Raw genomic sequence first — 24,155 nt, 5'->3', positions numbered from 1 at the left:
TTGGTAGGTGGCATGCGTTGCAGATTGGCCGAAACGCCCATCGCGATCGTCATTCTAGGGCGAAGCAGGAGCGAAGCTCCGCCGCGAAGACCCTGGAATCCATGCCGTTACCTTCGCCAAGGCGTGCAACGGAGCAAAATTCTGCACCGTGGCGGCGCTTCCAAGTCACAGGATTCTATGGTTTGCGCGCGTCGCTTCGCTCCTTGCTCCGCCATAGAATGACGAGGTTGGGGCAGCTTCAACCAATCCCCGGCGTTTGCGCTGATTTCACGGAAAATGAACGGAAAATCTTGCACCAAGACAAACGGCAACCTTTCAAAATCCTGTGTCAGGGAACTAACCGTCCAGCAGCGCCTGCAGCGTCTCTATCCGATCCGCCTCCGCCGCCGGCTTGTCCCAACGCAGCCGTGAGATGCGGGGAAAGCGCATCGCGACGCCCGATTTGTGGCGGGTCGAGCGGTTGAGGCCTTCGAACGCCACCTCCAGCACCAGGCCGTTCCTGCGGTCGGCGCGCACCGAGCGCACCGGCCCGAAACGCTCGATCGTGTTGTCGCGCACATATTTGTCGATCTCTCTCAGCTCCTCGTCGGTGAAGCCGAAATAGGCCTTGCCGACCGGCACCAGCTCTTCCGATCCCTCGGGGCCGGACCAGACGCCGAACGTGTAGTCGGAATAGAAGCTGGAACGCTTGCCGTGGCCGCGCTGCGCATACATCAGCACCGCGTCGATGGTGTGCGGGTCGCGCTTCCACTTGAACCACGGGCCTTTCGGCCGGCCTGCAAGATAGGGCGAATCCCAGCGCTTCAGCATCACCCCTTCGATGATCGGATGCGGCGGCGCCTGGCGCAGCCGCTCCAGCGTCTCCCAGTCGGAAAACGCGACCAGCGGCGAGAGATCGAAGCGGCTCGGGTCGGGAGTTTTGAGGAAAGCCTCGAGCCGCTTGCGGCGCTCGGCGAAGGGCAGCGCGCGCAGGTCATCGCCGTCGATCTGCAGCGCGTCGTAGCAGCGCATGAAGGCCGGATATTGCTGCTGGATCTTTGGCGACACGCTCTTGCGGTTCAGCCGCTGCTGCAGGTCGGAAAAGGTTCCGGTCGCCTCGCGCGGATCCCCGACCAGCAGCTCGCCGTCGAGCGTCGCTTCGAAGTTCATCGCCGCGGCAAGGTCCGGGAAGGCGCCCGACACGTCGTCGCCGGTGCGCGAATAGAGCCGGCGCACACCGCCTTCGCACACCGCCTGCACGCGGATGCCGTCCCACTTCCATTCCGCCGCATAATCGGCCGGGTCGAGCTTTTCGAGGTCGCCGTCGTCGACGGCATTGGACAGCATCACCGGCCGGAACAGGGCGAGCGCGGCACTGGTCGGTTTCTCTGCCCGGCCCTCGAGCCAAGCGAACAGCTCGGTGTAAGGCGGCGCCAGCCCATGCCAGAGCTCCTCGATCTCGGCGACGTCGACTTGGCCGAGGTCGGCCAGCGCCTGCTTGGCAAGCCGCGCCGACACGCCGATGCGCAAGCCCCCGGTGACCAGCTTGATGATGGCGAAGCGCGCCGAGATGCTGGCATCGTCGAGCAGCCGTGACAGAACCTTCGGCCCGTCGGAACGGCTCGCCGCCTGCAGTCTGCCGACCACCTCGGCAAGCGTCGGCGCATGATTGGGGATGTGCCCTTGTGGTTGCGGCCAGACCAGCGACACGGTCTCGGCGAGGTCGCCGACATAGTCGTAGGAATAGCCGAACAGCACCGGGTCCATGCGCTCGACCACCAGTGTGCGCAGCATTGCCGGCTTCACCGCCGCGATCGAGAGATCGCCGGTGATCGCCGCCAGCGCCAGCCCGCGATCGGGATCCTCGACGCTGCGGAAATAGTCGGTCAGCAGCGTCAGCTTGCCGTTGCGCGACGGCGTCAGCACGAGACGGTCAAGAAGCTCGGCGAAGCGGTTCATGGCCGGCACGCCAATGACGAAAGCCGGCGCGAGGCGCCCCCCTCTGGCCTGCCGGCCATCTCCCCCTCTAGGGGGGAGATCAGCAGTTGCGCTGCCGGCTCTTCCCCAGGAGCGTCGGAGATTGGCGAAAGTCGACGTGACGTCTGATCTCCCCCCTTGAGGGGGAGATGTCCGGCAGGACAGAGAGGGGGGCCGTAGAGCGCTGCCATGGCGATTAGCGAACGATGTTCCATCAATCGCCCTCGTCCTCATAGCCCACGAGATGCAGCGGCCGCGCTGCGATGCCCTCCAGCTCGCACCAGCGCACCAGCGCCTCCTCGCGACCATGCGTGACCCAGATTTCCTCCGCGCCGGTTTCCTTGATCGTGATGATCAGCTCGTCCCAATCGGCGTGGTCGGAGATGATCAGCGGCAGCTCGACGCCGCCTTGCTTGGCGCGCTGGCGGATGCGCATCCAGCCCGAGGCGAAGCAGGAGATCGGGTCGGGAAAACGCCGCGCCCAGCGGTCGGCGAAGGCCGACGGCGGGCCGACGACGATCGCGCCGGCGAAATCGGCCTTGCCGCGGCTTTCCACCGTCCCCGGCTCGAGCTTGCCGAGATCGATGCCTTGGCTCTGATAATATTCGCTGAGCTTCGCCAGCGCGCCATGGATATAGATCGGCCTGTCGTAGCCGGCGTCGCGCAACAGCCGCATCACGCGCTGCGCCTTGCCGAGCGCATAGGCGCCGATCAGATGCGAGCGTTCGGGAAATTGCGCCGCCGATTTGAGCACGCGCGCGATCTCGTCCTGGTCCGGCGGATGGCGAAACACCGGCAGGCCGAAGGTCGCTTCGGTGATGAAGACATCGCATCGGATAGGCTCGAACGGCAGGCAGGTGGCGTCCTTCTGCCGCTTGTAGTCGCCGGAGGCGACGATGCGCATGCCTCCATGCTCGACGCAGATCTGGGCCGAGCCCAGCACATGCCCGGCCGGATGGAAGGTGACGGCGACGCCGTTGATGTCGATTGTCTGGCCGAGAGCGGCCGCCTGCGTGGTTCCGGCGAAATCCTCGCCGTAACGCAGCCCCATGATGTCGAGCGTCTCTTGCGTGGCCAGCACCGAGCGGTGGCCGGAGCGCGCATGGTCGGAATGGCCATGCGTGATCAGCGCCCGCCCGACGGGCCGCACCGGATCGATGAAGAAATCGCCGGGCGGGCAGTAGAGGCCCTCGGGCCGGGGCTTGAGCAGGTCGCTGGCGCGCATGGCTTTGAACATAGTGGCTAAATTTGCCCCGGGAAGCCTGTTGCAAGAGACTGCTGACTCATCCTACAGCCCCTTGCCGGCTCCGCCTCGCCGGTGGGATTCTTCAAAAGATGAAACCGCTCCAGGCCTCGTCGGGCGATTTGAACGCCGACCGTCGCGCCGATTTCGCCGAGATGCTGCTCGCCTCGGGTGAGCCGGCGCAGGCGGCCGAGCTTCTGCTCGGCGCGCTGGAACTGGCGCCGCAATGGGCGGCCGGCTGGTTTCGCCTCGGCGAGATGCAGGAAGCGGCCGGCCTACCCGACGAGGCCGCCCAGGCCTGGGCCATGGCGCTGAAGCTGGAGCCCGCGGACCGCCTCGGCGCCGCGCTCAAGCTTCAACTGATCGGCAAGGCGCCGGCCGCCGCGGCGCCACCCAGCGCCTTTGTCGAGACCCTGTTCGATCACTATGCCGACAGTTTCGAGGATTCGCTTGTCGGGAAGCTCGGCTACGGGCTGCCGGATTTTCTCGGGCGCGCCATCCGCAAGGCAAGGCCCGGCCGGTTTGGGCTGGCCCTCGACCTCGGCTGCGGCACCGGCCTGATGGGCGAGAGGTTGCGCCCGTTCGTCGACCGGCTGGAGGGCTACGACATCTCGGCCGGCATGCTAAACAAGGCGAAGGCCAAGGGTATCTACGACCGGCTCGCCAAGGCCGACCTCCAGCATTTCTCTTGCACAGGCGCCAAGGCCGACCTCGTGGTCGCGGCCGACGTGTTCATCTATCTGGGCGCGCTCGAACGCATCGTCGGCGCGGTCGCGAACATACTTGCCGATGGCGGCCTGTTCGCCTTTTCGCTCGAGACGCTTGCCGGTGGCGGCGATTTCGCCCTTTTGCCATCACGGCGTTATGCCCATTCAGAAGCCTATGCGCGGCGCGTGCTTTGCGCCAGCGGGCTTGCGGTCCTGTCGCTGGAAAGCATGGTTATCCGGCACGACCGGCATGACCCGGTCGAGGGACTGGCCATTGTGGCTGGCGCCCCCGCGGCAGCCGCCGAGGTGGGAAATCCGGCAATGGCATGAGGTCGACCTTGCTGCGAAAAAGCCTGAATGGCATGGTCCGGGTTGCGCGGGGCGGATACCGAGTCTTTTGTTTTGCGCAATTCCGGACGGAAAACCACGACGCACTTTTCCTGGAATTGCCCTAGGGAGATATCCATGCGCTGGACCATGGTTGCGTTGGCGTCTTGCCTGACGGTCGCCGGTTGTGTCGGCGGCACGTCGATGGCCGAGCGTCAGGACGAGGATGTCCAATCCTCATTGCAATATGATGATGTGCCTTGCGATCAGTTGCTGGCGCAGCGCAATCAACTGGCGCGGCAGAACAATCTGCCCGTCACCGCCAAGCCGGGCTTCTCCAATCCGGCGATGGGCTTCGGCCCGTTCATGCCGGATGTGCGCTCCAAGGCGCAGCGCGCCAGCAACAAGGCGAGCGGCGAGATCGACGCCATGAACCGCTCGATCGAACGCCGCGACTGCGGCAAGCCGAAGAAGAAGGAGACGTCCGGGCTGCCCGGCTCGAAGCCTTCCTGAGTGTCCGATATTCGATATTCCGTTTAACGCTCGGCTGGACCGACGAGCGTTTGATCGCGCCTGAGACCGCCCGATGAACCTCTCAGACCTCGGCGACCGCATCTGCATCCTGGGCCCGTCCAACAGCGGCAAGTCCACCCTTGCCGACGCTATAGCGCGCAAGCGCGGCCTGGAAGCCGTTCACCTCGATCAGCTCTTTCATCTGCCCAACACGGATTGGGAGCAGCGCCCGAGGGCCGAATTCATTGCCCTGCACGACGCTGCGATAACCGGCGAGCGCTGGGTGATGGACGGGAACTATTCGGTTTGCATGCCGCAGCGCCTTCGGCGGGCGACAGGCTTGATCCTGCTGGATATCTCCACCCCCGCAAGTCTTTTGCGGTACTTTCGGCGAACGCTGTTCGAGAAGGACAGACTCGGCGCTCTGGAAGGCGGGCGCGACAGCGTCAAATGGGACATGATCCACCACATCGCCGTCACCACGCCGCGAAACCGCAGGAAATACCGGGCGATGTTCGAAGCGCTCGATCTGCCGAAGCTGCACTTGTCGTCGCTGCGGGCGATCAAACAGTGCTTCCGAGAATGGGCTTTGACTCCGACTAATACCCCGCCTTGCGGTCGACCAGGTTCTCGAGGTTCTCGCCGCGCTCGAAGGCGGCCATCTGGCGAAGCATGATCGGCACCAGATGCGCCGGGTCCGACGTCGCCGCCGCATGCGGCGTGACGAACACTTTCGGATGGCTCCATAACGGACTGGTCTTCGGCAGCGGTTCGACCTCGAATACGTCGAGGCTCGCTTCCTTCAGCATGCCGTCATCCAGCGCGCGCAAAATGTCGGCGTCCTTCTGCAGCCGTCCGCGCCCGGCATTGATCAGCACCGCGCCGCCAAGCCCATTGCGCCGGCGCAATTCCTTGAGCAGTCCGTAATTGACGATGCCCTGGGTCTGCGGCGTGAGCGGCAAGAGCACGACGAGGATGTCAGTGGCATTGAGGAAGGGGATCAGCCCCGCCTCGCCGGCATAGGTCGAAACGCCCGTCATCGGCCGCTCGCTGCGCGACCATCCGTTGACGGCGAAGCCGAGAGACAACAACGCCGAAGCCGCGGCGCGGCCAAGACTGCCAAGCCCCATGATACCGACGGAGACGTCGCCGGCTACCCGTTGCGGCGGCTCGTGCCAGATCTTCTTTTGCTGCTGGGCCCGGTAAAGCGAGGCCTGGCGATGGTGGTCGAGCACGCGCCAGACAACATATTCGACCATGTGCTGGGTAAGATTGTCGGCGACGATCTTGACGATCGGCACGTCGGGCAGGCCGGGATCGGCAAAGACATGGTCGACACCGGCGCCGATCGAGAAGATGGCGCGCAGATTGGGCAGCGACTTGAGAAGGTTGGGCTTCTGCTTCCACACCACTGCATAGGTGATCGACGGATCGTCGGCGCCGTTCGGCTCCAGCACGACCTCGCGCTCGGCCGAGAGCAGCTCATGCCAGCGCTGCGGGTGGATGCCGGTGAGGGCAAGCAGGATTTTGCCTTTTTCCATTCTCGGATTTTTCTTCCCTGTTTCGCCGGTGCGGAACCGGCTACTCGCTGACCACGCCGGTCGGCGCGGTCTCGATCTTGAAGGCCGCCGCCATCAGCGCCCGCGTATAATCGGTTTGCGGGCTGCTGAAAATCTGCTCGGAAGGTCCCGCCTCGACGATCCGGCCATTGCGCATGACGACGACGTCATTGGCAAGGGCGCGGACGACCTTGAGGTCGTGGCTGATGAAGAGATAGGCGAGATTGTGCTTGGCCTGCAGGCTGCGCAAAAGGTCGACCACCTGCGCCTGCACGCTCATGTCGAGCGCGGAGGTCGGCTCGTCGAGCATGACGAAGCGCGGGTTGAGCACCATGGCGCGGGCGATAGCGACGCGCTGGCGCTGACCGCCGGAGAATTCGTGCGGGTAGCGGTGGCGCGTTTCGGGATCGAGGCCGACCTCCTTCAGCACGGCGACCACCTTGTCGTCGCGCTGGTCGGCCGACAGTTTCGGCTCGTGGATCTTCAGCCCTTCCTCGATGATCTCGGAGACCGACAGGCGCGGGCTGAGCGATCCGAACGGATCCTGGAAGACGATCTGCAATTCGCGCCGCAGCGGCCGCATGGCGCCGAAGGAGAGCTGGTTGATGTCGCGTCCGTTGAAATTGATCGTGCCGGTCGAGGAGATCATCCGCGCGAGCGCCAGGCCCAGCGTCGTCTTGCCCGAGCCGGATTCGCCGACGACGCCAAGGGTCTGGCCGGCCCGCACCGTGACGTCGATGCCGTCCACGGCCTTCACATGGTCGACCGTGGTCCGGAAGAAGCCTTTCTTGATCGGGAACCAGACCTTGATGTCCTTGCCGGTCATGACGGATTTGGCGCCCGGGTCGGTTGTGGGCGGCTTGCCCTTCGGCTCGGCCGCGAGCAGATGCTTTGTATAGTCATGCCGCGGATTGGCGAAGATTTCCCTGGTCGGGCCGCTCTCCACGATCTTGCCCTTCGTCATGACGCAGACGCGGTCGGCGATCCTGCGCACGATGCCGAGATCATGCGTGATGAACAGGAGCGACATGCCCTTGCGGGCTTTGAGCTCCGCCAGCAGTTCCAGGATCTGCGCCTGCACTGTGACGTCGAGCGCGGTCGTCGGCTCGTCGGCGATCAAGAGCTCCGGCTCGTTGGCCAGAGCCATGGCGATCATGACGCGCTGGCGCTGGCCGCCGGAGAGCTGGTGCGGATAGGCGTCGAGGCGTTTCTGCGGATCGCGGATGCCGACCTCGGTGAGCAGCTCCAGCGTGCGCGCGCGGGCGGCTTGATCACGCAGGCCCTGATGCAGTTGCAGCACCTCGACGATCTGCTGCTCGATCGTGTGCAGCGGGTTGAGCGAGGTCATCGGCTCCTGGAAGATCATGGTGATCTTGTTGCCGCGCACCCCGCGCAACGCCTTCTCGTCCATGGCGAGCAGGTTGGCCCCGCTGAACAGGATCCTGCCCGACGGATGGCTGGCGGCGGGATAGGGCAGGAGCTTCAGCACCGACAGCGCCGAGACCGATTTGCCCGAGCCGGATTCGCCCACCAGGGCCAGCGTCTCGCCCTTGGCGATGTCGAATGAGATGTGATCGACGGCCACGGACTGGTTGCCGCCTTGCGCGAAGGCGACGCTCAGGTCTTGGACGGAAAGGAGGGCTTGGCTCATTTGAACGTCTTGCGCGGATCGAAGGCGTCGCGCGTCGCCTCGCCGATGAAGACCAGCAGGGACAGCATCAGCGAGATTACGATGAAGCCGGAGATGCCGAGCCAGGGGGCGTTGAGGTTGCGCTGCGCCTGTTTCAGCAATTCGCCGAGCGAGGCCGAGCCCGGCGGCAGGCCGAAGCCGAGATAGTCGAGCGAGGTCAGCGTCGAGATCGAACCAGAGAGCAGGAAGGGCAGGAAGGTCAGCGTCGCCACCATGGCGTTCGGCAGCAGGTGGCGGAACATAATAGTGAGGTTGGGCACGCCGAGCGCGCGCGCCGCGTTGACATATTCGAAGTTGCGCGCGCGCAGGAATTCGGCCCGCACCACGCCGACCAGCGCCACCCATGAAAACAGCAGCATCAGGCCGAGCAGGATGAAGAAGCCGGGCGGCAGGATGGCCGAGATGATGAGCAGCAGATAGAGCACCGGGATCGCCGACCAGATCTCGATGAAACGCTGGAAGAGGAGGTCGGTCCAGCCGCCGAAATAGCCTTGCACCGCGCCGGCCGCGACGCCGATCAGCGACGAGCCGAGCGTCAGGATCAGGCCGAACAGAACCGAGATGCGGAAGCCGTAGAGCACGCGCGCCAGCACGTCGCGGGCCTGGTCGTCCGTGCCCAGCCAGTTCCAGTTGCCGACGGTGCAGTTGGCGTCGGCCTCGCCTTGCGGATACTGGCTGCAGCGCGTCTTCTTGTCGTAAAGCCAGGACGGCTTTGCCGGCGCCGGTTCCGGAATGGCGTTGTTGACCGTCTGGTAGGAGTAGCGGACCGGCGGCCAGATCATCCAGCCGTTGGAATTGATCTCGTCCTGGATCACCGGATCGCGATAGTCGGTGACGGCGTAGAAACCGCCGAACTTCTCCTCCGGATAGGCGACCAGAACCGGAAACAGGATCTCGCCCTTGTAGGAGGCGACGATCGGCTTGTCGTTGGCGATCAGCTCGGAAAACAGCGACAGCACGAACAGCAACAGGAAGATCCAGAGCGACCAGTAGCCGCGCCGGTTGGCCTTGAAATTCTGCAACCGCCGCTGGTTGAGCGGCGACAGAAATGGCCTGCGAGGCCGCGTCGGCGCGCTTTCGATCGCGGCCTCGGCCATCAGATGTCTCTCCGCTCGAAGTCGATGCGCGGATCGACCCAGGTGTAGATCAGATCGGACAGAAGACCGACAAACAGGCCAAGCAGCGAGAAGATGTAAAGCGTGGCGAACACCACCGGATAGTCGCGGTCGATCACCGACTTGAAGCCGAGCAGGCCGAGGCCGTCGAGCGAGAAGATGTTCTCGATCAGCAGCGAGCCGGTGAAGAAGGCCGAGATGAAGGCGCCGGGAAAACCGGCGATGACGATCAGCATGGCATTGCGGAAGACGTGGCCGTAGAGCACCTTGTGCTCCGACAGCCCCTTGGCGCGCGCCGTCACCACATATTGCTTGCGGATTTCTTCGAGGAAGGAGTTCTTGGTGAGCAGGGTGGTCGTCGCGAAAGCCGACAGCACGAGCGCCGTCAGCGGTAGCGTCATGTGCCAGAAATAATCGGCGATCTTGCCCGGCCAGGACAGCTGATCCCAATTGTCCGAAACGATGCCGCGCAGCGGAAACCAGTCCCAGAACGAACCGCCTGCGAACAGCACCATGAGCATGATGCCGAACAGGAAGCCGGGAATGGCATAGCCGACGATGACGACGCCGCTCGTCCACACGTCGAAGGTCGAGCCGTCCTTCACCGCCTTGCGGATGCCGAGCGGGATCGAGATCAGGTAGGATAAAAGCGTGATCCACAGGCCGATGGAGATGGAGACGGGCATCTTCTCCAGGATCAGGTTCAGCACCGAGATATCGCGGAAATAGCTGTCGCCGAAATCGAAGCGGATATAGTTCCACAGCATCATGCCGAAGCGCTCGAGCGGCGGCTTGTCGAAGCCGAACTGCTTTTCCAGCTTCTTGATGAATTCGGGATCGAGCCCCTGCGCGCCGCGATATTTCGAGCCGACATCGCCGGCCACGTCGAAATTGCCGCCGCCGGCGTCGCCGCCACCGCTGCCGAGCCGGTCGTTGCCGCCCTGGTTGGTCAGCCGGGCGATCACCTGCTCGACCGGCCCGCCCGGCGCGAACTGGATGACCGCGAAGGAGATCGCCATGATGCCGAACAGCGTCGGGATCATCAGAAGAATGCGGCGCAGGATATAGGCGCCCATCAGGCGACGGGCCCCGCGCGAACAGTGATGTCAGGCTTTGCCAATCTTTGCCGCCTTGCCCTTGTCGAACCACCACAGCGCCTCGACCGGAAAGCCGAAATCGGGTTTCTGTTCGGGGAAGCCGAACATGTCCCAATAGGCGCTTCGGTGATTCGCCAGATACCAACTTGGAATCCAATCGCGCCGCGCGCGCAAGGCCCGGTCCAACGCGCGCATGGAGGTGGTCAGGCTTTCACGATCCTTGGCGGCGCCGACGGCATCGATCAGCGCATCGACTGCGGGGCTTGCAACGCCCGACAGGTTGCGCGAGCCCGATACGGCGGCGCTGCGCGAGTGGAAGAAAATTTCCAGATCGTCGCGGGTCGGCGTGGCGCTGAAATTGAAGGCGGCCGAGAGCAGGTCGAAATCGAATGTCGATTGCCTGAGCTGGTACTGCGCCGAATCCGCCAGGCGGATCGAGGCATCGATGCCGATGGCCTTCATGTTGGCGACCCAGGGCGAATAGACCTGCACGAAGGTCTCGTCGTCGACCAGGAATTCGGCGGCTAGCCGCCCGCCCTTGTCGTTGACCACGAAGTCACCGGAGCGTTTCCAGCCGGCCTGAGCGAGCAATTTCAGTGCCGCGCTCAGTTGCTTGCGGTCCCGCCCTGAACCGTCGGACGGCGGCTGCGTCACCGCTTCGCCGAATGTCTCCGCCGGCAGCTGGTCACGCAGCGGCTCGAGCAGCGCCAGCTCCTGCGGCGTCGGCATGCCCGAGGCGCGGAAGTCGGATTTCTCGAAGCAGGATTGCGAGCGCTCATAGGAACCATAAAAGAAGTTGCGCCGTGTCCATTCGAAATCGAAGCAGAGCGCGATCGCTTGCCGCACGCGTGGATCCTTGAACTGCTCACGCCGCTGGTTGACCGCGGTGGCCTGCATGGAAGGCGTGGTTTCAGCCGGGAACTCATGCTTGATCACCTTGCCGGCGGTGAAGGCCGGAAAATCGTAGGCCGTCGCCCAGACGCGCGACGTGAATTCCTCGCGGTAGAGGATCTCGCCCTTCTTGAAGGCCTCGAACCCGGCCGTGCGATCCTGGTAGAATTCGATGCGGATGCGCCCGAAATTGTTCAGGCCGCGGTTGACGGGCAGGTCGTTGCCCCAATAGTCGGCCACCCGCTCATATTCGATCCAAGCGCCCGCCGACCAGCGCCCGACCTTGTAGGCGCTTGAGCCGAGCGGCGGATTGAGCTGCGAGGAATCGAACGGGTTGGCCGTAAAGAATGCCTTCGAAAGGATAGGGAACCCGACGACGTTGAGGATGGTGCGGGCCGATTGCTTGCCGGAGAATTTGAGCTCGACGGTGTGAGCGTCCCTCGCCACGGCATCTTCCAGATGCGTCAGTGACAACGCGTAATCCGGATGCCCTTTATCTTTCAGGAGCTTGAAGGTGAAGGCAACATCGTCGGCGGTGAGCGGCGTGCCGTCATGGAAGCGCGCCTGCGGGCGCAGCGAGAAGGTGAAGGTGTTGCGGTCGTCGGAAATCGTGACACCGTCGGCGATCAGTCCATAGACCGTGTCCGGCTCGTCGAGCGCCCGCACCATCAAGGAATCGAAGCACATTTCCATGCGCTGCGGGGAATCGCCCTTGGGGACGAACGAATTCAGTGTGTTGAAGGTCTGCGGGCTCTGGTTGGCGCCCCAGTTGGGCGGCGAGAAGTTGAAGGTGCCGCCTTGCGGCGCATCGACATTGACATAGTCGAAATGCGTGAAGTCGGGCTTGTATTTGAGGTCGCCGAAGGCCGACAAGCCATGCAGCTTGTCGCCGGTCGGGGTATCGGCAAAGGCTCGGCCGGGCAGCAACGCGGCGGCCGTGGCTGCGGCGCCGAGCGCCAGGAAGTCGCGGCGAGGAAGCAGAAGCCGCCACCGCATCAATTGACGCCTTTGTACTTGGCGGCCAGCGCCTTTTCCCTCGCAGGATCGATCCACCAGGAATCGATATCGGCGCCCCGGTAGCTGGGCTGCTTATCCGGCATGCCGAATTTGTTCCAGTAGGCGAGCCAAACCACCGCGCGGTAGTATTGCGGCACGGTATAGTAGTTCCACAGCAGCACCCGATCGAGCGCGTGGGTACTAGCGACGAGATCATCGCGGTCGGTTGCGAAGATGATGCGGTCAACCAGCGCGTCGACGACCGGGTTCTTGATGCCGGCATAGTTGCGCGATCCCGGCGTATCCGCCGCCTTCGAGCTCCAGAAGTCGCGCTGCTCGTTCCCAGGCGATCCGGATTGCTGGAGTATGCTGGTGACGACGTCGTAATCGAAATTGTTGACGCGGTTGATGTACTGCGTCTGGTCGATGATCCGCAGCGTCGCATCGACGCCGATCTTGCGCAGATTGGCTATCCAGGGGCTAGCGATGACCTGGTCGGTGTCGTTCCAGCCGAGGATCTCGAATTTGACGGGCGCGCCGGTCTTGGCGTTCACCATTTTGCCGCCCTTGATCACCCAGCCAGCTTGGGCGAACAGGTCGACCGCCTGCTTCAGGTATTTCCGTTCCGCCTGCGGCGAATCGTAGACCGGCAGCTTGAACTCTTGCGTGAACAACTCGGGCGGGAGCTTGTCGCGGTATTTTTCGAGGATTTCCAGCTCCTTGCCCTGCGGCAGTCCACTCGACGCCAACTCCGTGCCCTGGAAATAGCTATGGGTGCGCGTGTTCGAATTGTAGAACAGCGTGCGGTTCATCGTTTCGAAGTCGAAGGGATAGGTCAGCGCGGCACGCACCAGCCGGTCCTGGAACAGCGGCCGTCGTTGGTTGAGCACGAAAGCCTGCATCGGCTCGGGTGACGTCGTCTTGAATTCCTTCTTGACCACGTCGCCGGCGCTGACCGCCGGGAAGTTGTAGGCCGTCGCCCAGCGCCGCGAGCTGTTTTCCGGCTTGATGTCGTCGAGCCCGCCCTTGGTGAAGGCCTGCCAGGAGGCGTTGTCGTCGAGGATATAGGTGAAGCGTTGGGTATCGAAATTCTCGCGGCCCATCTTCACAGGCAACTTGGCGCCCCAATAATCGGGCACGCGCTGCCAGACGATCTCGGTTCCCGGCTTGAAGCTGGCGATCTTGTAGGCGGCAGAGCCCAGCGGCGGCTCCAGCGTCGGTCTGGTGATGTCGCGCTTCTTGCCGCTGGCATCGGTGCCTTCCCACCAGTGCTTCGGCAGCACGACGAGGTCGCCGATGATCTTGGGCAATTCGCGGTTGCCCTTCTGGTTGAAATGGAACTCAACCTCACGGTTCGAGACCGCGACCGCCTCGGTCACGTTCTCAAAATAGCGGTTGTACATAGGGCTGTTTGTCTTGAGCACCTGGAACGACCAGACCACGTCGTCGACGGTGATAGGCTGGCCGTCATGCCATTTCGCGTGAGGGTTGAGCCGGTAAGTGACCGACGAATAGTCCGACGGGTATTTATAGGCCTCCGCGATCAGCGCGTGGTAAGTGTCGCCCTCGTCGGTAGCCTGCTCCATCAGCGTGTCGTAAAGCAGGCCGCCGCCGAACTGCGCGAAGCCGGAGGCCGGCGATCCTTGCACGATGTAGGGATTGAAGCTGTCGAAGGTGCCGGTAACCACGGAGTTGTAGGTTCCGCCCTTTGGTGCGTCCGGATTGACGTAGTCGTAGCGCTGGAAATTGTCGCCGTATTTTGAAGGTCCGACCAGCGAGGAGGTCGTGTGCCATTCATCGGCGAAGCTGGCCTGGAGGCTGGCGGCGAAGGCGAAAGCGAGCGCCGATGCGAAAAGCGTGCGGAAACGGCCAACCTTCATGCGTTCTCCTCGTCGCGAACTCCAGAGCGGTTCATCGTTTCCCGGAAACGACAACCGCTCTATCGCTTTGTTTCGACGCAATTCCGCACGGAAAATCCGGTTCCCGCGCTGTCCTGGAATTGCTCTGCCCATCCGCAATCTAGATCATTTGACGCGGGTGGAAACCGCAAGTGCCGCCTTTGTCGCGGTCCATGCAGCTTTCCTAACAGAAAAGCCGGGACGAACCCGGCTTTTCCAAGGAAGTCTCTATGACAAATTGTTTATTGAGCGGGCGCGGCGGGCTTGGCCGGAGCGGTTCCCTCGGCCGGCTTGGCCGGCGCAGCACCTTCCGCGGGCTTCGCGGGTGCGGCACCTTCCGCCGGCTTCGCGGGTGCGGCGCCTTCCGCCGGCTTGGCTTCCGCCGAAGCGCCCGGCTGCGGCAGCGGCTTCGGATTGTCCGACAGCGTGCGCAGATAGGCGATCACATTGGCGCGGTCTTCATCCTTCGGCAGGCCGGCGAAGCCCATCGCCGTGCCCTTCACGAACTTCTTCGGCGACGTGATGAAGTGGTTGAGATTGTCGTACGTCCAGTGCTCCTGGCCGCCCTTGGAGAAATCCTTCATGCCGGCCGAATAGGCGAAGCCCTCATGCTCGGCGACGGGACGGTCGACGATGTCCCAAAGATCCGGACCGACCTTGTTCGGGCCGCCCTTCTCGCCGGAATGGCAGGCCTGGCATTTCTTGAAGATCGCGGCGCCCGCCTCTGCATTGGCGGTGGCGAGCAGGTCGGCGATCGGCTTGGCTTCCGCCGCGGGAGCAGCCGGACCGCCTTCGGTCGGTTCCTGCGCTTCGATGGCGAAGCCGGGCTTTTCGGGCGTCGGCGAGGCGAACAGTCCGTCCGAGACGAGGCCTATGGAAAAGACGATGAAGCAGGTTCCAAGAAATCCGCCGAGCAGCTTGTTGACTTCGTTGGAATCCATGCGCCCCTTGCTCCCTTTTCCGGCGGACCGTCCCGTCCACTCCGTCCGTCGGTATCGCGAACTGCCCTGAAAGGCCAGTCAAACCGCGCGGAAACTAGGTCTTTTGCTCTGGCGTTGCAACACCTATAAGGGCGCTTCCAGTGAGACCTTTTGCCACTTTCCATCCGCTTTTTTCGGCCGCCCTGAAATCCGATGTCGACCTTGATCCTGATCCCCGCCCGCATGGCCTCGACGCGCCTGCCGGGCAAGCCGCTGGCCGATATTGCGGGCGTGCCGATGATCGTCCATGTCGCCCGGCGCGGGGCCGAGGCCGGGCTTGGCCGCGTGGTGGTGGCGACCGACACGGAAGCGGTCGCGCAGGCCGTCCGGGCGCATGGTTTCGAGGCTGTCATGACCCGCACGGATCACGAATCGGGCTCCGACCGCATCTTCGAGGCGCTAGCGGCCATCGACCCCGAAAAGCAGGTGGAAACGATCGTCAACGTTCAGGGCGACCTGCCGACCATCGACCCCGAGATCATCGGCGCGTCGCTGCGGCCGTTTGAGGACAAATCGGTCGATATCGCCACGCTCGGCGTCGAGATCGTGCGCGACGAGGAAAAGACCAACCAGAACGTGGTCAAGATCGTCGGCTCGCCGCTGTCGGCGACACGGTTGCGAGCCCTCTATTTCACCCGAGCCACCGCGCCCTGGGGCGAGGGGCCGCTCTACCATCACATCGGCCTCTACGCGTATCGCCGCGCCGCGCTGGAACGCTTCGTCGCGTTGAAGCCCTCGCCGCTGGAGCGTCGCGAGCGGCTGGAGCAGCTGCGCGCGCTGGAAGCCGGCATGCGCATCGACGCCGAGATCGTCCATTCCGTGCCGCTCGGCGTCGATACGCCGCATGATCTTGAGCGGGCAAGACAGATCCTTTCAAATTGAGATATCGGCATGGCTGACAAGACCAACAGAATTTCCTTTCAGGGCGAGCCCGGCGCCAATTCCGACACGGCCTGCCGCAACATGTTCCCGTCGATGGAGCCGTTGCCGTGCCCGACCTTCGAGGATGCCTTCAACGCGGTCGAGACCGGCAAGGCCGAGCTCGCCATGATTCCGATCGAGAACACGATCGCCGGACGCGTCGCCGACATCCACCACCTCTTGCCGGAATCGAAGCTGCACATCGTCGGCGAATATTTCCTGCCGATCCACTTCCAGCTGATGGTGCTGCCGGGCGTGAAGCGCGACGAGATCAAGACCGTCCACAGCCATATCCACGCGCTCGGCCAGTGCCGCAAATATATCCGCAAGAACGGCTGGAAGCCGGTGATCGCGGGCGACACGGCGGGTTCGGCCAAGATGGTATCGGAGGTGAAGGACCGCACCATGGCCTCGCTGGCGCCGGCTCTAGCGGCCGAGCTCTATGGGCTCGACATCATTGAGAAGAATGTCGAGGACACCGATTCCAACGTCACCCGCTTCGTCGTGCTGACCAAGAACAAGCAATGGGTGGAGCGCCCCGCGCCGGACGCCAAGATGATGACGACCTTCATCTTCCGTGTCCGCAACGTGCCGGCCGCGCTCTATAAGGCCATGGGCGGCTTCGCCACCAACGGCATCAACATGACCAAGCTCGAGAGCTACCAGCTAGGAGCCTTCACCGCGACGCTGTTCTACGCCGACATCGAGGGCCATCCGGACGACCCGCTGGTCAAGCTGGCGCTCGACGAGCTGCGCTTCTTCTCGCGCGAGATGCGCATCCTCGGCGTCTATCCGGCCAGCGCCTCGCGCGAGCAGTGGAAGGTAGCGGATTAAGGCGTGTCCCCCTGTCGGGGCAAAGACATGCACGAAACGATGAGTTGAGGCCTACGCTTGGTCGTCCCATGGATTTACCAGCGTTACTCCCATTCCCTCGAAATCGCCAATGTTGCGCGTCACCAGCGTCATCCGCTGGGTGAAGGCCGTGGCCGCGATATAGGCGTCATTGATCGGTTTGGGATTGGGCACATGCCATTGTGCCGCCTGAACGGCGGCTGCCTCGTCCAGCGGCAGGATTCGACCGGAGAATGTTGTGAGAACCGCATTTTCCAACCAATTGCGCAATGCTTTGCCAGCAACGGCATCATGGCGTTCCACCAGTCTTACGCCAATCTCCAGCTCGTGCAGAACCACGGCCGAAATGAAGGTTTCGGCAGGATCGACGGTTTCGTTCCAGAGCACGACATTGGGATGCGCCCTTCCGCTCGATACTTTTCGCAATTCGGATACGACATTGGTATCGAGCAACAGCATTAGGAAAGGTCTACCGGCTGGGCGCGTTCCGTGCGAGGCGGCAGCGGCAGGTCAAAGTCACCTGCCCTCGGGGCAGCCAGCATGTCACCGAGCGACCGCGTTTTGCCGGTGAGCCGTTTATATTCATCGAACGACATGAGGACATGCACTGGCCGCCCTCTGTCGGTGATGATCACCGGACCGTTCTTGGCAGCGCGTTTTGCGCGGCCAAGATCCTGATTGAGTTCGCGACCCGAAAGCGTGGTGATCATATCAATTTCACCAAATGTGGTTACGTAACCACATCTAATGCGTTTGAGCAGAAATTGCAAGGTGGACGAACGGATGGCAAACCCATCGCAAGTGCGTGATTGGTTGTGTCCCGTGCTAGGAGTGCGCCAGGCGGCTCACCTTGTTTACCACGGCTGCGCTTAGATTACCGCACTCAACGGCACGTAGTCGATCTCCATGAACTTCTCGACCTCGGGCACCCAGCGGTCGCGCACGAACGCGACATGGTCGGGATGCTCGTTGTAGCGCGTGTAGGCCGCCTGGTCGGCGAATTCCATCGAGAAGCCGAACTGGTAGTCGTTCTTCGGGCTCACCTGCCGCAACTGCTCGAAATGCGAGACGCCCTTGATCCCGGTCAGGATCTTCTTCGCATCGTGCAGGAAGCGCTTTGTCTCCAGCGATTGCGGCGGATGTTTCAGCGTGAACACGACGGTATGGCGGATCATGTCTCGTCTCCTATTCGCTGTCGACCCAGGCGCGGATGAGGTGATGGGCGATTGCCCCTTTCGGCGGTGTAATCAGGCCGTCGGCATGCTGCCTGTCCAGCATGGTGCGCACCTCGTCGCGGAAGAACCAGCGGCAATCCTCAAGCTCGTTGAGGTCGGCCTGGATATCCTCGTTGAGCGGCTCGCCGAAGCAGCCGATCATCAGCGAATAAGGGAACGGCCAAGGTTGGCTGGCATGGTAGACGACGCGGCCGAGCCGGATGCCGGCCTCTTCGAGGGTCTCGCGCCGTACCGCCGCCTCGATTGTCTCGCCCGGCTCGATGAAGCCGGCAAGTGCCGAATACATGCCGGGCGCGAAATGCTTGCCTCGCCCCAGGATGCATTTTTCGCGCGTCGCCGTCAGCATGATTGCCACCGGGTCGGTGCGCGGGAAATGGTCGGTGCCGCAGGCAGGGCAATGGCGCCGGTAGCCGCCGGCGCGCATCTCCGAGCGGCTGCCGCATTTCGAGCAGAAGGCATGGCTTACGTGCCAGGCAAGCAGCGCCGCGCCTTGCGCCAGCGCGCCGGCCGCCGCCTCGTCGACCAGCCCTTGCATATAGACGGAACGATAGTCGATCGCCTTGATCGTCTCGGGCAGCTTTTCCGGCTCGATGCCGGCGGGCACGGCCAGCACCGGCCCGCTGTCGGAGAAGCCGAGCAGCACGCCGCGATCGAGTGCGGCTTCGAAAGCTCCACTCTCATCCGTCCTGAACCAGGGGTCGAACGTGCCATCCTCGAGCTTGAGATAGAGCCGGCCGGCATGCATCAACATCAGTCGCGCGGCCTGGTCGGCCAGGGCTTTTTCGACCGCATCATCGGCGCGGTTCTCGGACTGCCGATCGATCCGGTTGCCGGCGAAACCGACGAATTGGCTGGGCTCGCGCAAGGGCGCGTCGAACAGGCGAAAGCTCATGGAGACTCAGGTGGGCTCGATGTGCGGAATGGACACTGGTCAGCTTATAGCGCCGCCTTGATCGTTTCGGCAAACCGCCTGATGTCGGAGCGCTGGTAAGGCTCGCGTATGCCATAGCCCCAGACCGGCCCCGGCCAGCCGGGATCGCCCTCCGAGCGGGCGACGACGTGGACATGCAGCTGACGCACGATATTGCCGAGCGCGCCGGTGTTGATCTTGGTGCATCCGGTCACCCGCTTCAGCGCCTGCGCCACCATGTTGGTCTCGAAGGTTAGCATCGCCTGGTCGAGCGGCGTAAGGTCGTGAATTTCCTCCACGCCCGGCCGCTGCGGCACCAGAACCAGCCATGGCCAGCGGCGGTCGTTCATCAGCCTGAGTTCGCAAACGCCAAGCCACATAAGCTGCTCGCTGTCCGCCTCCAGCCGGGCGTCCAGCGTGAATCCGGCCTCGAGGCCCGGCAGCATGAGCGTTTCCTTCGCTTTGTTGTAAGCATTTTCCAAACCAGGAACGCTAGAGCGGCGGCAGGGTGGCTGCAAGGGATTCATTGACCCCCATTATCGATTTGAAGGACTTTCCGCCTTCGATGCGGTTGCGGGTTCCGGCTCGGCCCTTGCATTTCGCTGCCGAATTGCCGATATGGAGCGCGGGAGGTTGGTGGTGGACGATCCACTCGCCAACCGGGTCAGGTCCGGAAGGAAGCAGCCCTAACGAGCCCGGAACGGGTCATTGTTCCAGCCTCCCACCTCTTCGCCTTTCTCCCGCGACATTGACGGCGCCAAGCCGTGCGGGTGAGACTATGCGCAGGAATCGGCCGCCTTCCGTCGCGGTCCTGGGAGCTTTTGACGGCGAATGAGCGAAGCCGGAAATTTGGGGCCACAAAGCCTGGAGACTGGCAAGGCCGCTGCTTATCGCGTCCTGGCGCGCAAATATCGCCCTTCGAATTTCTCCGAGCTGATCGGCCAGGAGCCGATGGTTCGCACGCTGACCAACGCCTTTGCCACCGGCCGCATCGCCCAGGCCTGGATGCTGACCGGCGTGCGCGGTGTCGGCAAGACGACGACCGCGCGCATCCTGGCGCGGGCCCTGAACTACAAAACCGCGACCGTCGACCAGCCCTCCGTCGACCTTTCGATCCTCGGCGAGCATTGCCAGGCGATCATGGAAGGCCGCCATGTCGACGTCATCGAGATGGACGCCGCCTCCCATACCGGCATCGACGACATCAGGGACATCATCGACCGGGTGCGCTACGCACCGGTCTCGGCGCGCTACAAGGTCTACATCATCGACGAAGTGCACATGCTCTCCACCCAGGCCTTCAACGGCCTGCTGAAGACGCTGGAAGAGCCGCCGCCGCACGTCAAATTCATCTTCGCCACCACCGAGATACGCAAGGTTCCGATCACGGTCCTGTCGCGTTGCCAGCGCTTCGATCTCCGTCGCATCGATGCCGGCGCGCTTGTCGGGCATCTGTCCTCGATCGCGGCCAAGGAAGGCATTACCGTCGACGACGAGGCCCTGGCAATGATCGCGCGGGCCGCCGAAGGCTCGGCGCGCGATTCGCTCTCCATCCTCGACCAGGCGATCGCCCATGGCAGCGGCACGGTCAGCGCCGAGGCGGTGCGAGCCATGCTCGGCCTTGCCGACCGCGCCCGCATCATCGATCTGTTCGAGCACGTCATGAAGGGCGATGTCGCGGCGGCCTTGGCCGAATTCCGCGCGCAATACGACACCGGCGCCGATCCGGCCGCCGTGCTTACCGATCTTGCCGAGTTCAACCACCTCGTCACCCGGCTGCGCTTCGTGCCGGCGGCAGCCGACGATGCTTCGCTTTCCGAGGACGAGCGCCGGCGCGGCGCCGAATTCGCCGGCACGCTTTCGGTGCGCGTGCTGTCGCGGACCTGGCAGATGCTGCTCAAGGGTATTCCCGAGGTGCAGTCCTCCAACCGCCCGGTCAGCGCCGGCGAGATGGTGTTGATCCGCCTGGCGCATGCCGCCGACCTGCCGACGCTGGACGAGGCGCTGAAATCGCTGGAAGGCGCGGCCCCGCAGTCGAATGCCGCGCCGCGCGTCAACGGAGCACCCGCGGGGCCCGGCAATGGCGGCGGCGCAAGCGCCGTGGCGCAGGCGCGGATGCCAGCTTCCCCCGGCGGCGCGCAGACGATGCGGCTGGTCGAGGCGCAGCCTGTGCCGGAGACCTTCGTTCCTGCGCCGGAGCCGGTCGCCGAGGCGCCTGTCGTTCCGGTGAAGACACTGGCCGACATCGTTGCGCTGGCCGACGCCAATCGCGACATGGCCTTCAAGGTGCTGCTCAAACGCTGCGTGCGGCCGGTTCGCATCGAGCCCGGCCGGCTCGACGTCACCTTGACCGACGACGCGCCCAAGATGCTGCTCAACGACCTCACCGCCAAGCTGCGCGCCTGGACCGGCCGCAACTGGCTTGTGTCGCTGTCGAAGGAGGAGGGCGGCCAGACATTGGCCGAGATGGAGACGACGAAGCGCGAGAACGCCTTCTCCGACGCCAAGAGCGATCCCACCGTCGCGGCCATTCTCGCCCGTTTTCCTGGCGCCAAGATCATTGACGTGCGCATCCCGGACGTGCCGGACGTGGAAGAGGCCGAGGCCGACCTGCCGGTCGAGCCGGCGGCCGATGACGACGAGACCTGAAACATTTTTAGAGGACCAACCGATGAAAGATCTTCTCGGCCTGATGGGCAAGGCGAAGGAAATGCAGGCCAAGTTCCAGGCCATGCAGGACGAGATCGCCACGCTTGAAGCCACCGGCCAGGCCGGCGGCGGTCTGGTCAGCATCACTCTGACCGGCAAGTTCGAAATGAAGACGCTGAAGATCGATCCGTCTTTGATCAAGGCGGACGAAGCAGAGATCCTGGAGGACCTCATTCTGGCCGCCCACAATGACGCCAAAAATAAGGTCGAGCAGATCATGCAGGAGAAGACCAAGGCGTTGACGGCGGGTCTGCCGATTCCGCCCGGAATGAAATTGCCGTTCTGAGGCGGTGTCCGCCAGTTAATTGATTATGAATGGAAATTGAGTCCTGGCTGCAATATTAACTATTTTGCCGGCAATGCTCACGGGCACATTTCGCGGCATTCATAAAGTTTTACCCAAGTCCAGAAGTTGCTAACCCTCTAGCCATCTTTTTGCCTGAAAGAGTCTCATTCTTGCCACATCTCGGGGCGGGCTGGCATCTGGACATGAGGCTTTTTTGGTGATCGCGACGCGATGGAAGACGCCGCTGCTGCTTATCGGCATCGTCACTTCCCCCTTGCTCCTGGCCGGTTGCAGCCAGACCACTTCCTCCCATGGCATGTCGGTGTCGGGTCTGACCGATGCCCTTACGCCGAGCTTCCTCACGCGTTCCTCCGGCCACTCACTGAAGGACAAGGAATGCTTGCAAAGGGCAATGTTCTTCGAGTCCAATAGGTCGAGCCGCGACGGCATGATCGCGGTCGGCACGGTCGTCATGAACCGGCTTCGCTCGGGCCAGCACGGCAACACCATCTGTCAGGTTGTCGGCGAGCCGGGCCAGTTTGCTCCGGGCGTCATGACTCGGCCGATGAACTCGAAGGCCCTGCCGGATGTCGAGGAGGCGGCCGAGGCGGTGCTGAGAGGCGAACGCAAGGCCAAGCTCAAGAACACGATGTATTTCCACACCGCCGGCCTGCGTTTCCCCTACAAGAACATGCATTACACCATGGTTGCCGGCGGCAACGCCTTCTATGAGAAGCGCGGCCGCAACTGGCAGCCGCTGCCGGACGAGCCGATGGTCGCCATGAACGTGGGCGACCAGCAGAAGTCTGGCCGGCAGCAGCCCGCGGCCGCCGCTCCGGTGCTCGTGGCTTCCGCCGAGCCGATCGTCAGGACGATCGTCCGTCCGGACCCGGCGAAGCAGGCCGCCTTGGCTGCGGCCGCGCGGACCGAAGACGCTTCCGCCGAACAGACCTATGTGACGGCTTCCGTTGCACCTTCTGCCAAGTCCGGCCGTCTGGCGCAGAAGCCGACGGTCGTGGCGATGCAGGAGCCGATGGCCGAGCCGGACGCCTCGCGTTTCGGCGGCACGCTCAAGGGCCGCTACGTCTCTTCGGTGCCCAGCGCGCCGCAGGAAGCGTCGATGGGCTTCCAGTCGACGCCCGAGAATACCGACGCCATCGGCGCGATGATCGCCAGCCAGGATCGGCCGCTCGAAGCCAACTGAGCCCGATTTCATCCAATACGAGGCCCGCCATGGCAGCATGGCGGGCATCGTGCCCTTGCTGGCTGTTCCAAACCGCTCTGAAAAATCCTGGATCAATCCACCGTTTCAAGAAGCGGCGAACTGATCCATCTTTTCGCTTGCACGCAATTCCGGACGGAAAACCGCTTCGCACTTTTCCTGGAATTGCTCTAGATCAGGGCGATGTCGAAGAGAATCGCCGGTCCGGAAATCGAACGCCTGATCCAGCTCCTGGCCAAGGTGCCGGGGCTAGGGCCGCGCTCGGCCAGGCGCGCAGCGCTTCATCTCATCAAGAAGAAGGAACAGCTGCTCGAGCCCTTGGCTGCCGCCATGAGCGAAGCGGTCGAGAAGGTGCGCATCTGCTCGACCTGCGGCAATGTCGATACTGCCGATCCTTGCATGATCTGCACCGACCCACGCCGCGACGCCGGCACGCTGATCGTCGTCGAAGACGTCTCGGACCTCTGGGCGCTGGAGCGCGCGGCGGCGATGAACGTGCGCTACCACGTGCTCGGCGGCACGCTGTCGCCGCTCGACGGTATCGGTCCGGATCAGCTCAACATCCGCTCGCTGGTCGACCGCGTTGCCGGCGGCGAGGTGAAGGAAGTCATCCTCGCCGTCAATGCCACGGTCGAGGGGCAGACGACGGCGCATTATTTGACCGATCAGTTATCGGGCTTCGATGTGAAGGTGACGCGGCTCGCGCATGGCGTGCCGGTCGGCGGCGAGCTCGATTACCTGGACGAAGGCACGCTGGCCGCGGCGCTGCGATCGAGGACGGCGTTTTGAGGGGATTGGAAAGGGGCCGCGCTGTGACTGGAATGCGTCCTTCGAAGCCAGCGCGAGGCGCCCCCCTCTGTCCTGCCGGACATCTCCCCCTCTAGGGGGGAGATCGGCCGTCGCGTTGGCTTTCGCCAATCGCCAACCTTGCAGGAAGAGCGCTGGGGGCGAAGCTGCCAATCTCCCCCCTTGAGGGGGAGATGTCCGGCAGGACAGAGGGGGGCGCCTCGCGCTGGCTTCGAAGGACGCATTCCAGTCACAGCGCGGC

At 63.5% G+C, this 24,155-nt stretch carries 23 protein-coding genes and 1 other RNA gene; 10 read left to right on the top strand and 14 right to left on the bottom strand.

The window, feature by feature from the left end; translation table 11 throughout:
* Positions 1-336: 336 nt before the first annotated feature.
* Together FJ980_RS20550 and FJ980_RS20540 are read right to left on the bottom strand one after the other, a co-directional pair.
* The gene (locus tag FJ980_RS20550) at positions 337-1,938 is read right to left on the bottom strand and encodes a cisplatin damage response ATP-dependent DNA ligase (protein ID WP_140545618.1); all 1,602 of its coding nucleotides are present in this window, start codon (positions 1,936-1,938) and stop codon (positions 337-339) included.
* Between the two features lie 232 nt (positions 1,939-2,170).
* Positions 2,171-3,181 (bottom strand): ligase-associated DNA damage response exonuclease, encoded by a 1,011-nt coding sequence (locus tag FJ980_RS20540; protein WP_140545617.1) that lies wholly within the window; start codon positions 3,179-3,181, stop codon positions 2,171-2,173.
* Positions 3,182-3,291: 110 nt separating this feature from the next.
* Here FJ980_RS20540 and FJ980_RS20535 point away from each other — a divergent pair, with 110 nt between their 5' ends.
* The 3 genes from FJ980_RS20535 (at position 3,292) to FJ980_RS20525 (ending at position 5,422) form a co-directional block, all read left to right on the top strand.
* On the top strand, positions 3,292-4,236 hold the full coding sequence (locus FJ980_RS20535) for a methyltransferase domain-containing protein (protein WP_140545616.1): 945 nt from the start codon (positions 3,292-3,294) through the stop codon (positions 4,234-4,236).
* A 135-nt stretch (positions 4,237-4,371) separates the two neighbouring features.
* On the top strand, positions 4,372-4,746 hold the full coding sequence (locus FJ980_RS20530; protein ID WP_140545615.1) for a hypothetical protein: 375 nt from the start codon (positions 4,372-4,374) through the stop codon (positions 4,744-4,746).
* Positions 4,747-4,819: 73 nt separating this feature from the next.
* The gene (locus FJ980_RS20525) at positions 4,820-5,422 is read left to right on the top strand and encodes an AAA family ATPase (protein ID WP_246676483.1); all 603 of its coding nucleotides are present in this window, start codon (positions 4,820-4,822) and stop codon (positions 5,420-5,422) included.
* Here the strand turns inward: FJ980_RS20525 and FJ980_RS20520 are convergent.
* The 7 genes from FJ980_RS20520 to FJ980_RS20490 form a co-directional block, all read right to left on the bottom strand.
* Entirely contained in the window at positions 5,346-6,287 is a 942-nt protein-coding gene (locus FJ980_RS20520) for a glyoxylate/hydroxypyruvate reductase A (protein WP_140545614.1), read from the bottom strand. The two genes, FJ980_RS20525 and FJ980_RS20520, sit on opposite strands and share 77 nt — an antisense overlap.
* A gap of 40 nt (positions 6,288-6,327) precedes the next feature.
* Positions 6,328-7,956 carry an ABC transporter ATP-binding protein gene (locus FJ980_RS20515; RefSeq protein WP_140545613.1) on the bottom strand — a complete coding sequence of 543 codons (1,629 nt, stop codon included), beginning with the start codon at positions 7,954-7,956 and terminating at the stop codon, positions 6,328-6,330.
* Entirely contained in the window at positions 7,953-9,092 is a 1,140-nt protein-coding gene (locus tag FJ980_RS20510; protein WP_140545612.1) for an ABC transporter permease, read from the bottom strand. Before FJ980_RS20510 ends, FJ980_RS20515 begins: the two co-directional genes overlap by 4 nt.
* On the bottom strand, positions 9,092-10,186 hold the full coding sequence (locus FJ980_RS20505) for a microcin C ABC transporter permease YejB (protein ID WP_140545611.1): 1,095 nt from the start codon (positions 10,184-10,186) through the stop codon (positions 9,092-9,094). The genes FJ980_RS20510 and FJ980_RS20505 overlap by 1 nt, the downstream gene beginning before the upstream one ends.
* A 30-nt stretch (positions 10,187-10,216) precedes the next feature.
* Positions 10,217-12,094: an extracellular solute-binding protein gene (locus FJ980_RS20500; protein ID WP_140545610.1), complete on the bottom strand. Its 1,878-nt coding sequence runs from the start codon at positions 12,092-12,094 to the stop codon at positions 10,217-10,219.
* Positions 12,094-13,974 (bottom strand): extracellular solute-binding protein, encoded by a 1,881-nt coding sequence (locus FJ980_RS20495; RefSeq protein WP_140545609.1) that lies wholly within the window; start codon positions 13,972-13,974, stop codon positions 12,094-12,096. The genes FJ980_RS20500 and FJ980_RS20495 overlap by 1 nt, the downstream gene beginning before the upstream one ends.
* A gap of 260 nt (positions 13,975-14,234) precedes the next feature.
* Positions 14,235-14,933, bottom strand: a complete 699-nt coding sequence (locus FJ980_RS20490; RefSeq protein WP_140545608.1) for a cytochrome c family protein — start codon at positions 14,931-14,933, stop codon at positions 14,235-14,237.
* 192 nt (positions 14,934-15,125) lie between these two features.
* On the opposite strand from FJ980_RS20490, the gene FJ980_RS20485 reads away from it, so the two are divergent.
* Both FJ980_RS20485 and FJ980_RS20480 read left to right on the top strand, forming a co-directional pair.
* Positions 15,126-15,854: a 3-deoxy-manno-octulosonate cytidylyltransferase gene (locus tag FJ980_RS20485; protein ID WP_140545607.1), complete on the top strand. Its 729-nt coding sequence runs from the start codon at positions 15,126-15,128 to the stop codon at positions 15,852-15,854.
* Between the two features lie 9 nt (positions 15,855-15,863).
* On the top strand, positions 15,864-16,727 hold the full coding sequence (locus FJ980_RS20480) for a prephenate dehydratase (RefSeq protein ID WP_140545606.1): 864 nt from the start codon (positions 15,864-15,866) through the stop codon (positions 16,725-16,727).
* A gap of 51 nt (positions 16,728-16,778) precedes the next feature.
* On the opposite strand, the gene FJ980_RS20475 is transcribed toward FJ980_RS20480, so the two are convergent.
* The 5 genes from FJ980_RS20475 to FJ980_RS20455 all read right to left on the bottom strand — a co-directional run bounded on the left by FJ980_RS20475 (position 16,779) and on the right by FJ980_RS20455 (position 19,336).
* Positions 16,779-17,204 (bottom strand): type II toxin-antitoxin system VapC family toxin, encoded by a 426-nt coding sequence (locus tag FJ980_RS20475; RefSeq protein ID WP_140545605.1) that lies wholly within the window; start codon positions 17,202-17,204, stop codon positions 16,779-16,781.
* Entirely contained in the window at positions 17,204-17,455 is a 252-nt protein-coding gene (locus FJ980_RS20470) for a type II toxin-antitoxin system Phd/YefM family antitoxin (protein WP_140545604.1), read from the bottom strand. The genes FJ980_RS20475 and FJ980_RS20470 overlap by 1 nt, the downstream gene beginning before the upstream one ends.
* 159 nt (positions 17,456-17,614) lie before the next feature.
* Positions 17,615-17,920, bottom strand: coding sequence for a Dabb family protein (locus FJ980_RS20465; protein ID WP_140545603.1), 306 nt, complete (start codon positions 17,918-17,920; stop codon positions 17,615-17,617).
* Between the two features lie 10 nt (positions 17,921-17,930).
* Entirely contained in the window at positions 17,931-18,872 is a 942-nt protein-coding gene (gene nudC / locus FJ980_RS20460; RefSeq protein ID WP_140545602.1) for an NAD(+) diphosphatase, read from the bottom strand.
* Between the two features lie 44 nt (positions 18,873-18,916).
* Complete coding sequence (locus tag FJ980_RS20455) at positions 18,917-19,336, bottom strand: HIT family protein (RefSeq protein ID WP_140545601.1); 420 nt, start codon at positions 19,334-19,336, stop codon at positions 18,917-18,919.
* 182 nt (positions 19,337-19,518) lie between these two features.
* Here FJ980_RS20455 and ffs point away from each other — a divergent pair.
* From ffs to recR, 5 genes are all read left to right on the top strand, one after another.
* An RNA gene (gene ffs / locus FJ980_RS20450) (signal recognition particle sRNA small type) lies at positions 19,519-19,615 on the top strand.
* 106 nt (positions 19,616-19,721) lie between these two features.
* Complete coding sequence (locus FJ980_RS20445) at positions 19,722-21,539, top strand: DNA polymerase III subunit gamma/tau (protein ID WP_140545600.1); 1,818 nt, start codon at positions 19,722-19,724, stop codon at positions 21,537-21,539.
* 22 nt (positions 21,540-21,561) lie between these two features.
* Positions 21,562-21,885, top strand: a complete 324-nt coding sequence (locus tag FJ980_RS20440; RefSeq protein ID WP_095765991.1) for a YbaB/EbfC family nucleoid-associated protein — start codon at positions 21,562-21,564, stop codon at positions 21,883-21,885.
* Positions 21,886-22,102: 217 nt separating this feature from the next.
* Positions 22,103-23,089 (top strand): cell wall hydrolase, encoded by a 987-nt coding sequence (locus tag FJ980_RS20435; RefSeq protein WP_140545599.1) that lies wholly within the window; start codon positions 22,103-22,105, stop codon positions 23,087-23,089.
* Between the two features lie 201 nt (positions 23,090-23,290).
* A complete protein-coding gene (gene recR, locus FJ980_RS20430) occupies positions 23,291-23,896 on the top strand; it encodes a recombination mediator RecR (RefSeq protein ID WP_140545598.1) in 606 nt (201 codons plus the stop codon).
* Positions 23,897-24,155: the final 259 nt, after the last annotated feature.

Source organism: Mesorhizobium sp. B1-1-5 (genome assembly GCF_006443065.1).
Classification (GTDB): domain Bacteria; phylum Pseudomonadota; class Alphaproteobacteria; order Rhizobiales; family Rhizobiaceae; genus Mesorhizobium.
This window is presented reverse-complemented; position numbering and strand designations above follow the sequence as displayed.

What these genes read in the sequence shown, in the direction of transcription:
- FJ980_RS20550 (WP_140545618.1), bottom strand. Translation starts at nt 1,938, where the DNA reads ATGAACCGCTTCGCCGAGCTTCTTGACCGTCTCGTGCTGACGCCGTCG.
- FJ980_RS20540 (WP_140545617.1), bottom strand. Translation starts at nt 3,181, where the DNA reads ATGCGCGCCAGCGACCTGCTCAAGCCCCGGCCCGAGGGCCTCTACTGC.
- FJ980_RS20535 (WP_140545616.1), top strand. Translation starts at nt 3,292, where the DNA reads ATGAAACCGCTCCAGGCCTCGTCGGGCGATTTGAACGCCGACCGTCGC.
- FJ980_RS20530 (WP_140545615.1), top strand. Translation starts at nt 4,372, where the DNA reads ATGCGCTGGACCATGGTTGCGTTGGCGTCTTGCCTGACGGTCGCCGGT.
- FJ980_RS20525 (WP_246676483.1), top strand. Translation starts at nt 4,820, where the DNA reads ATGAACCTCTCAGACCTCGGCGACCGCATCTGCATCCTGGGCCCGTCC.
- FJ980_RS20520 (WP_140545614.1), bottom strand. Translation starts at nt 6,287, where the DNA reads ATGGAAAAAGGCAAAATCCTGCTTGCCCTCACCGGCATCCACCCGCAG.
- FJ980_RS20515 (WP_140545613.1), bottom strand. Translation starts at nt 7,956, where the DNA reads ATGAGCCAAGCCCTCCTTTCCGTCCAAGACCTGAGCGTCGCCTTCGCG.
- FJ980_RS20510 (WP_140545612.1), bottom strand. Translation starts at nt 9,092, where the DNA reads ATGGCCGAGGCCGCGATCGAAAGCGCGCCGACGCGGCCTCGCAGGCCA.
- FJ980_RS20505 (WP_140545611.1), bottom strand. Translation starts at nt 10,186, where the DNA reads ATGGGCGCCTATATCCTGCGCCGCATTCTTCTGATGATCCCGACGCTG.
- FJ980_RS20500 (WP_140545610.1), bottom strand. Translation starts at nt 12,094, where the DNA reads ATGCGGTGGCGGCTTCTGCTTCCTCGCCGCGACTTCCTGGCGCTCGGC.
- FJ980_RS20495 (WP_140545609.1), bottom strand. Translation starts at nt 13,974, where the DNA reads ATGAAGGTTGGCCGTTTCCGCACGCTTTTCGCATCGGCGCTCGCTTTC.
- FJ980_RS20490 (WP_140545608.1), bottom strand. Translation starts at nt 14,933, where the DNA reads ATGGATTCCAACGAAGTCAACAAGCTGCTCGGCGGATTTCTTGGAACC.
- FJ980_RS20485 (WP_140545607.1), top strand. Translation starts at nt 15,126, where the DNA reads ATGTCGACCTTGATCCTGATCCCCGCCCGCATGGCCTCGACGCGCCTG.
- FJ980_RS20480 (WP_140545606.1), top strand. Translation starts at nt 15,864, where the DNA reads ATGGCTGACAAGACCAACAGAATTTCCTTTCAGGGCGAGCCCGGCGCC.
- FJ980_RS20475 (WP_140545605.1), bottom strand. Translation starts at nt 17,204, where the DNA reads ATGCTGTTGCTCGATACCAATGTCGTATCCGAATTGCGAAAAGTATCG.
- FJ980_RS20470 (WP_140545604.1), bottom strand. Translation starts at nt 17,455, where the DNA reads ATGATCACCACGCTTTCGGGTCGCGAACTCAATCAGGATCTTGGCCGC.
- FJ980_RS20465 (WP_140545603.1), bottom strand. Translation starts at nt 17,920, where the DNA reads ATGATCCGCCATACCGTCGTGTTCACGCTGAAACATCCGCCGCAATCG.
- nudC (WP_140545602.1), bottom strand. Translation starts at nt 18,872, where the DNA reads ATGAGCTTTCGCCTGTTCGACGCGCCCTTGCGCGAGCCCAGCCAATTC.
- FJ980_RS20455 (WP_140545601.1), bottom strand. Translation starts at nt 19,336, where the DNA reads ATGCTGCCGGGCCTCGAGGCCGGATTCACGCTGGACGCCCGGCTGGAG.
- FJ980_RS20445 (WP_140545600.1), top strand. Translation starts at nt 19,722, where the DNA reads ATGAGCGAAGCCGGAAATTTGGGGCCACAAAGCCTGGAGACTGGCAAG.
- FJ980_RS20440 (WP_095765991.1), top strand. Translation starts at nt 21,562, where the DNA reads ATGAAAGATCTTCTCGGCCTGATGGGCAAGGCGAAGGAAATGCAGGCC.
- recR (WP_140545598.1), top strand. Translation starts at nt 23,291, where the DNA reads ATGTCGAAGAGAATCGCCGGTCCGGAAATCGAACGCCTGATCCAGCTC.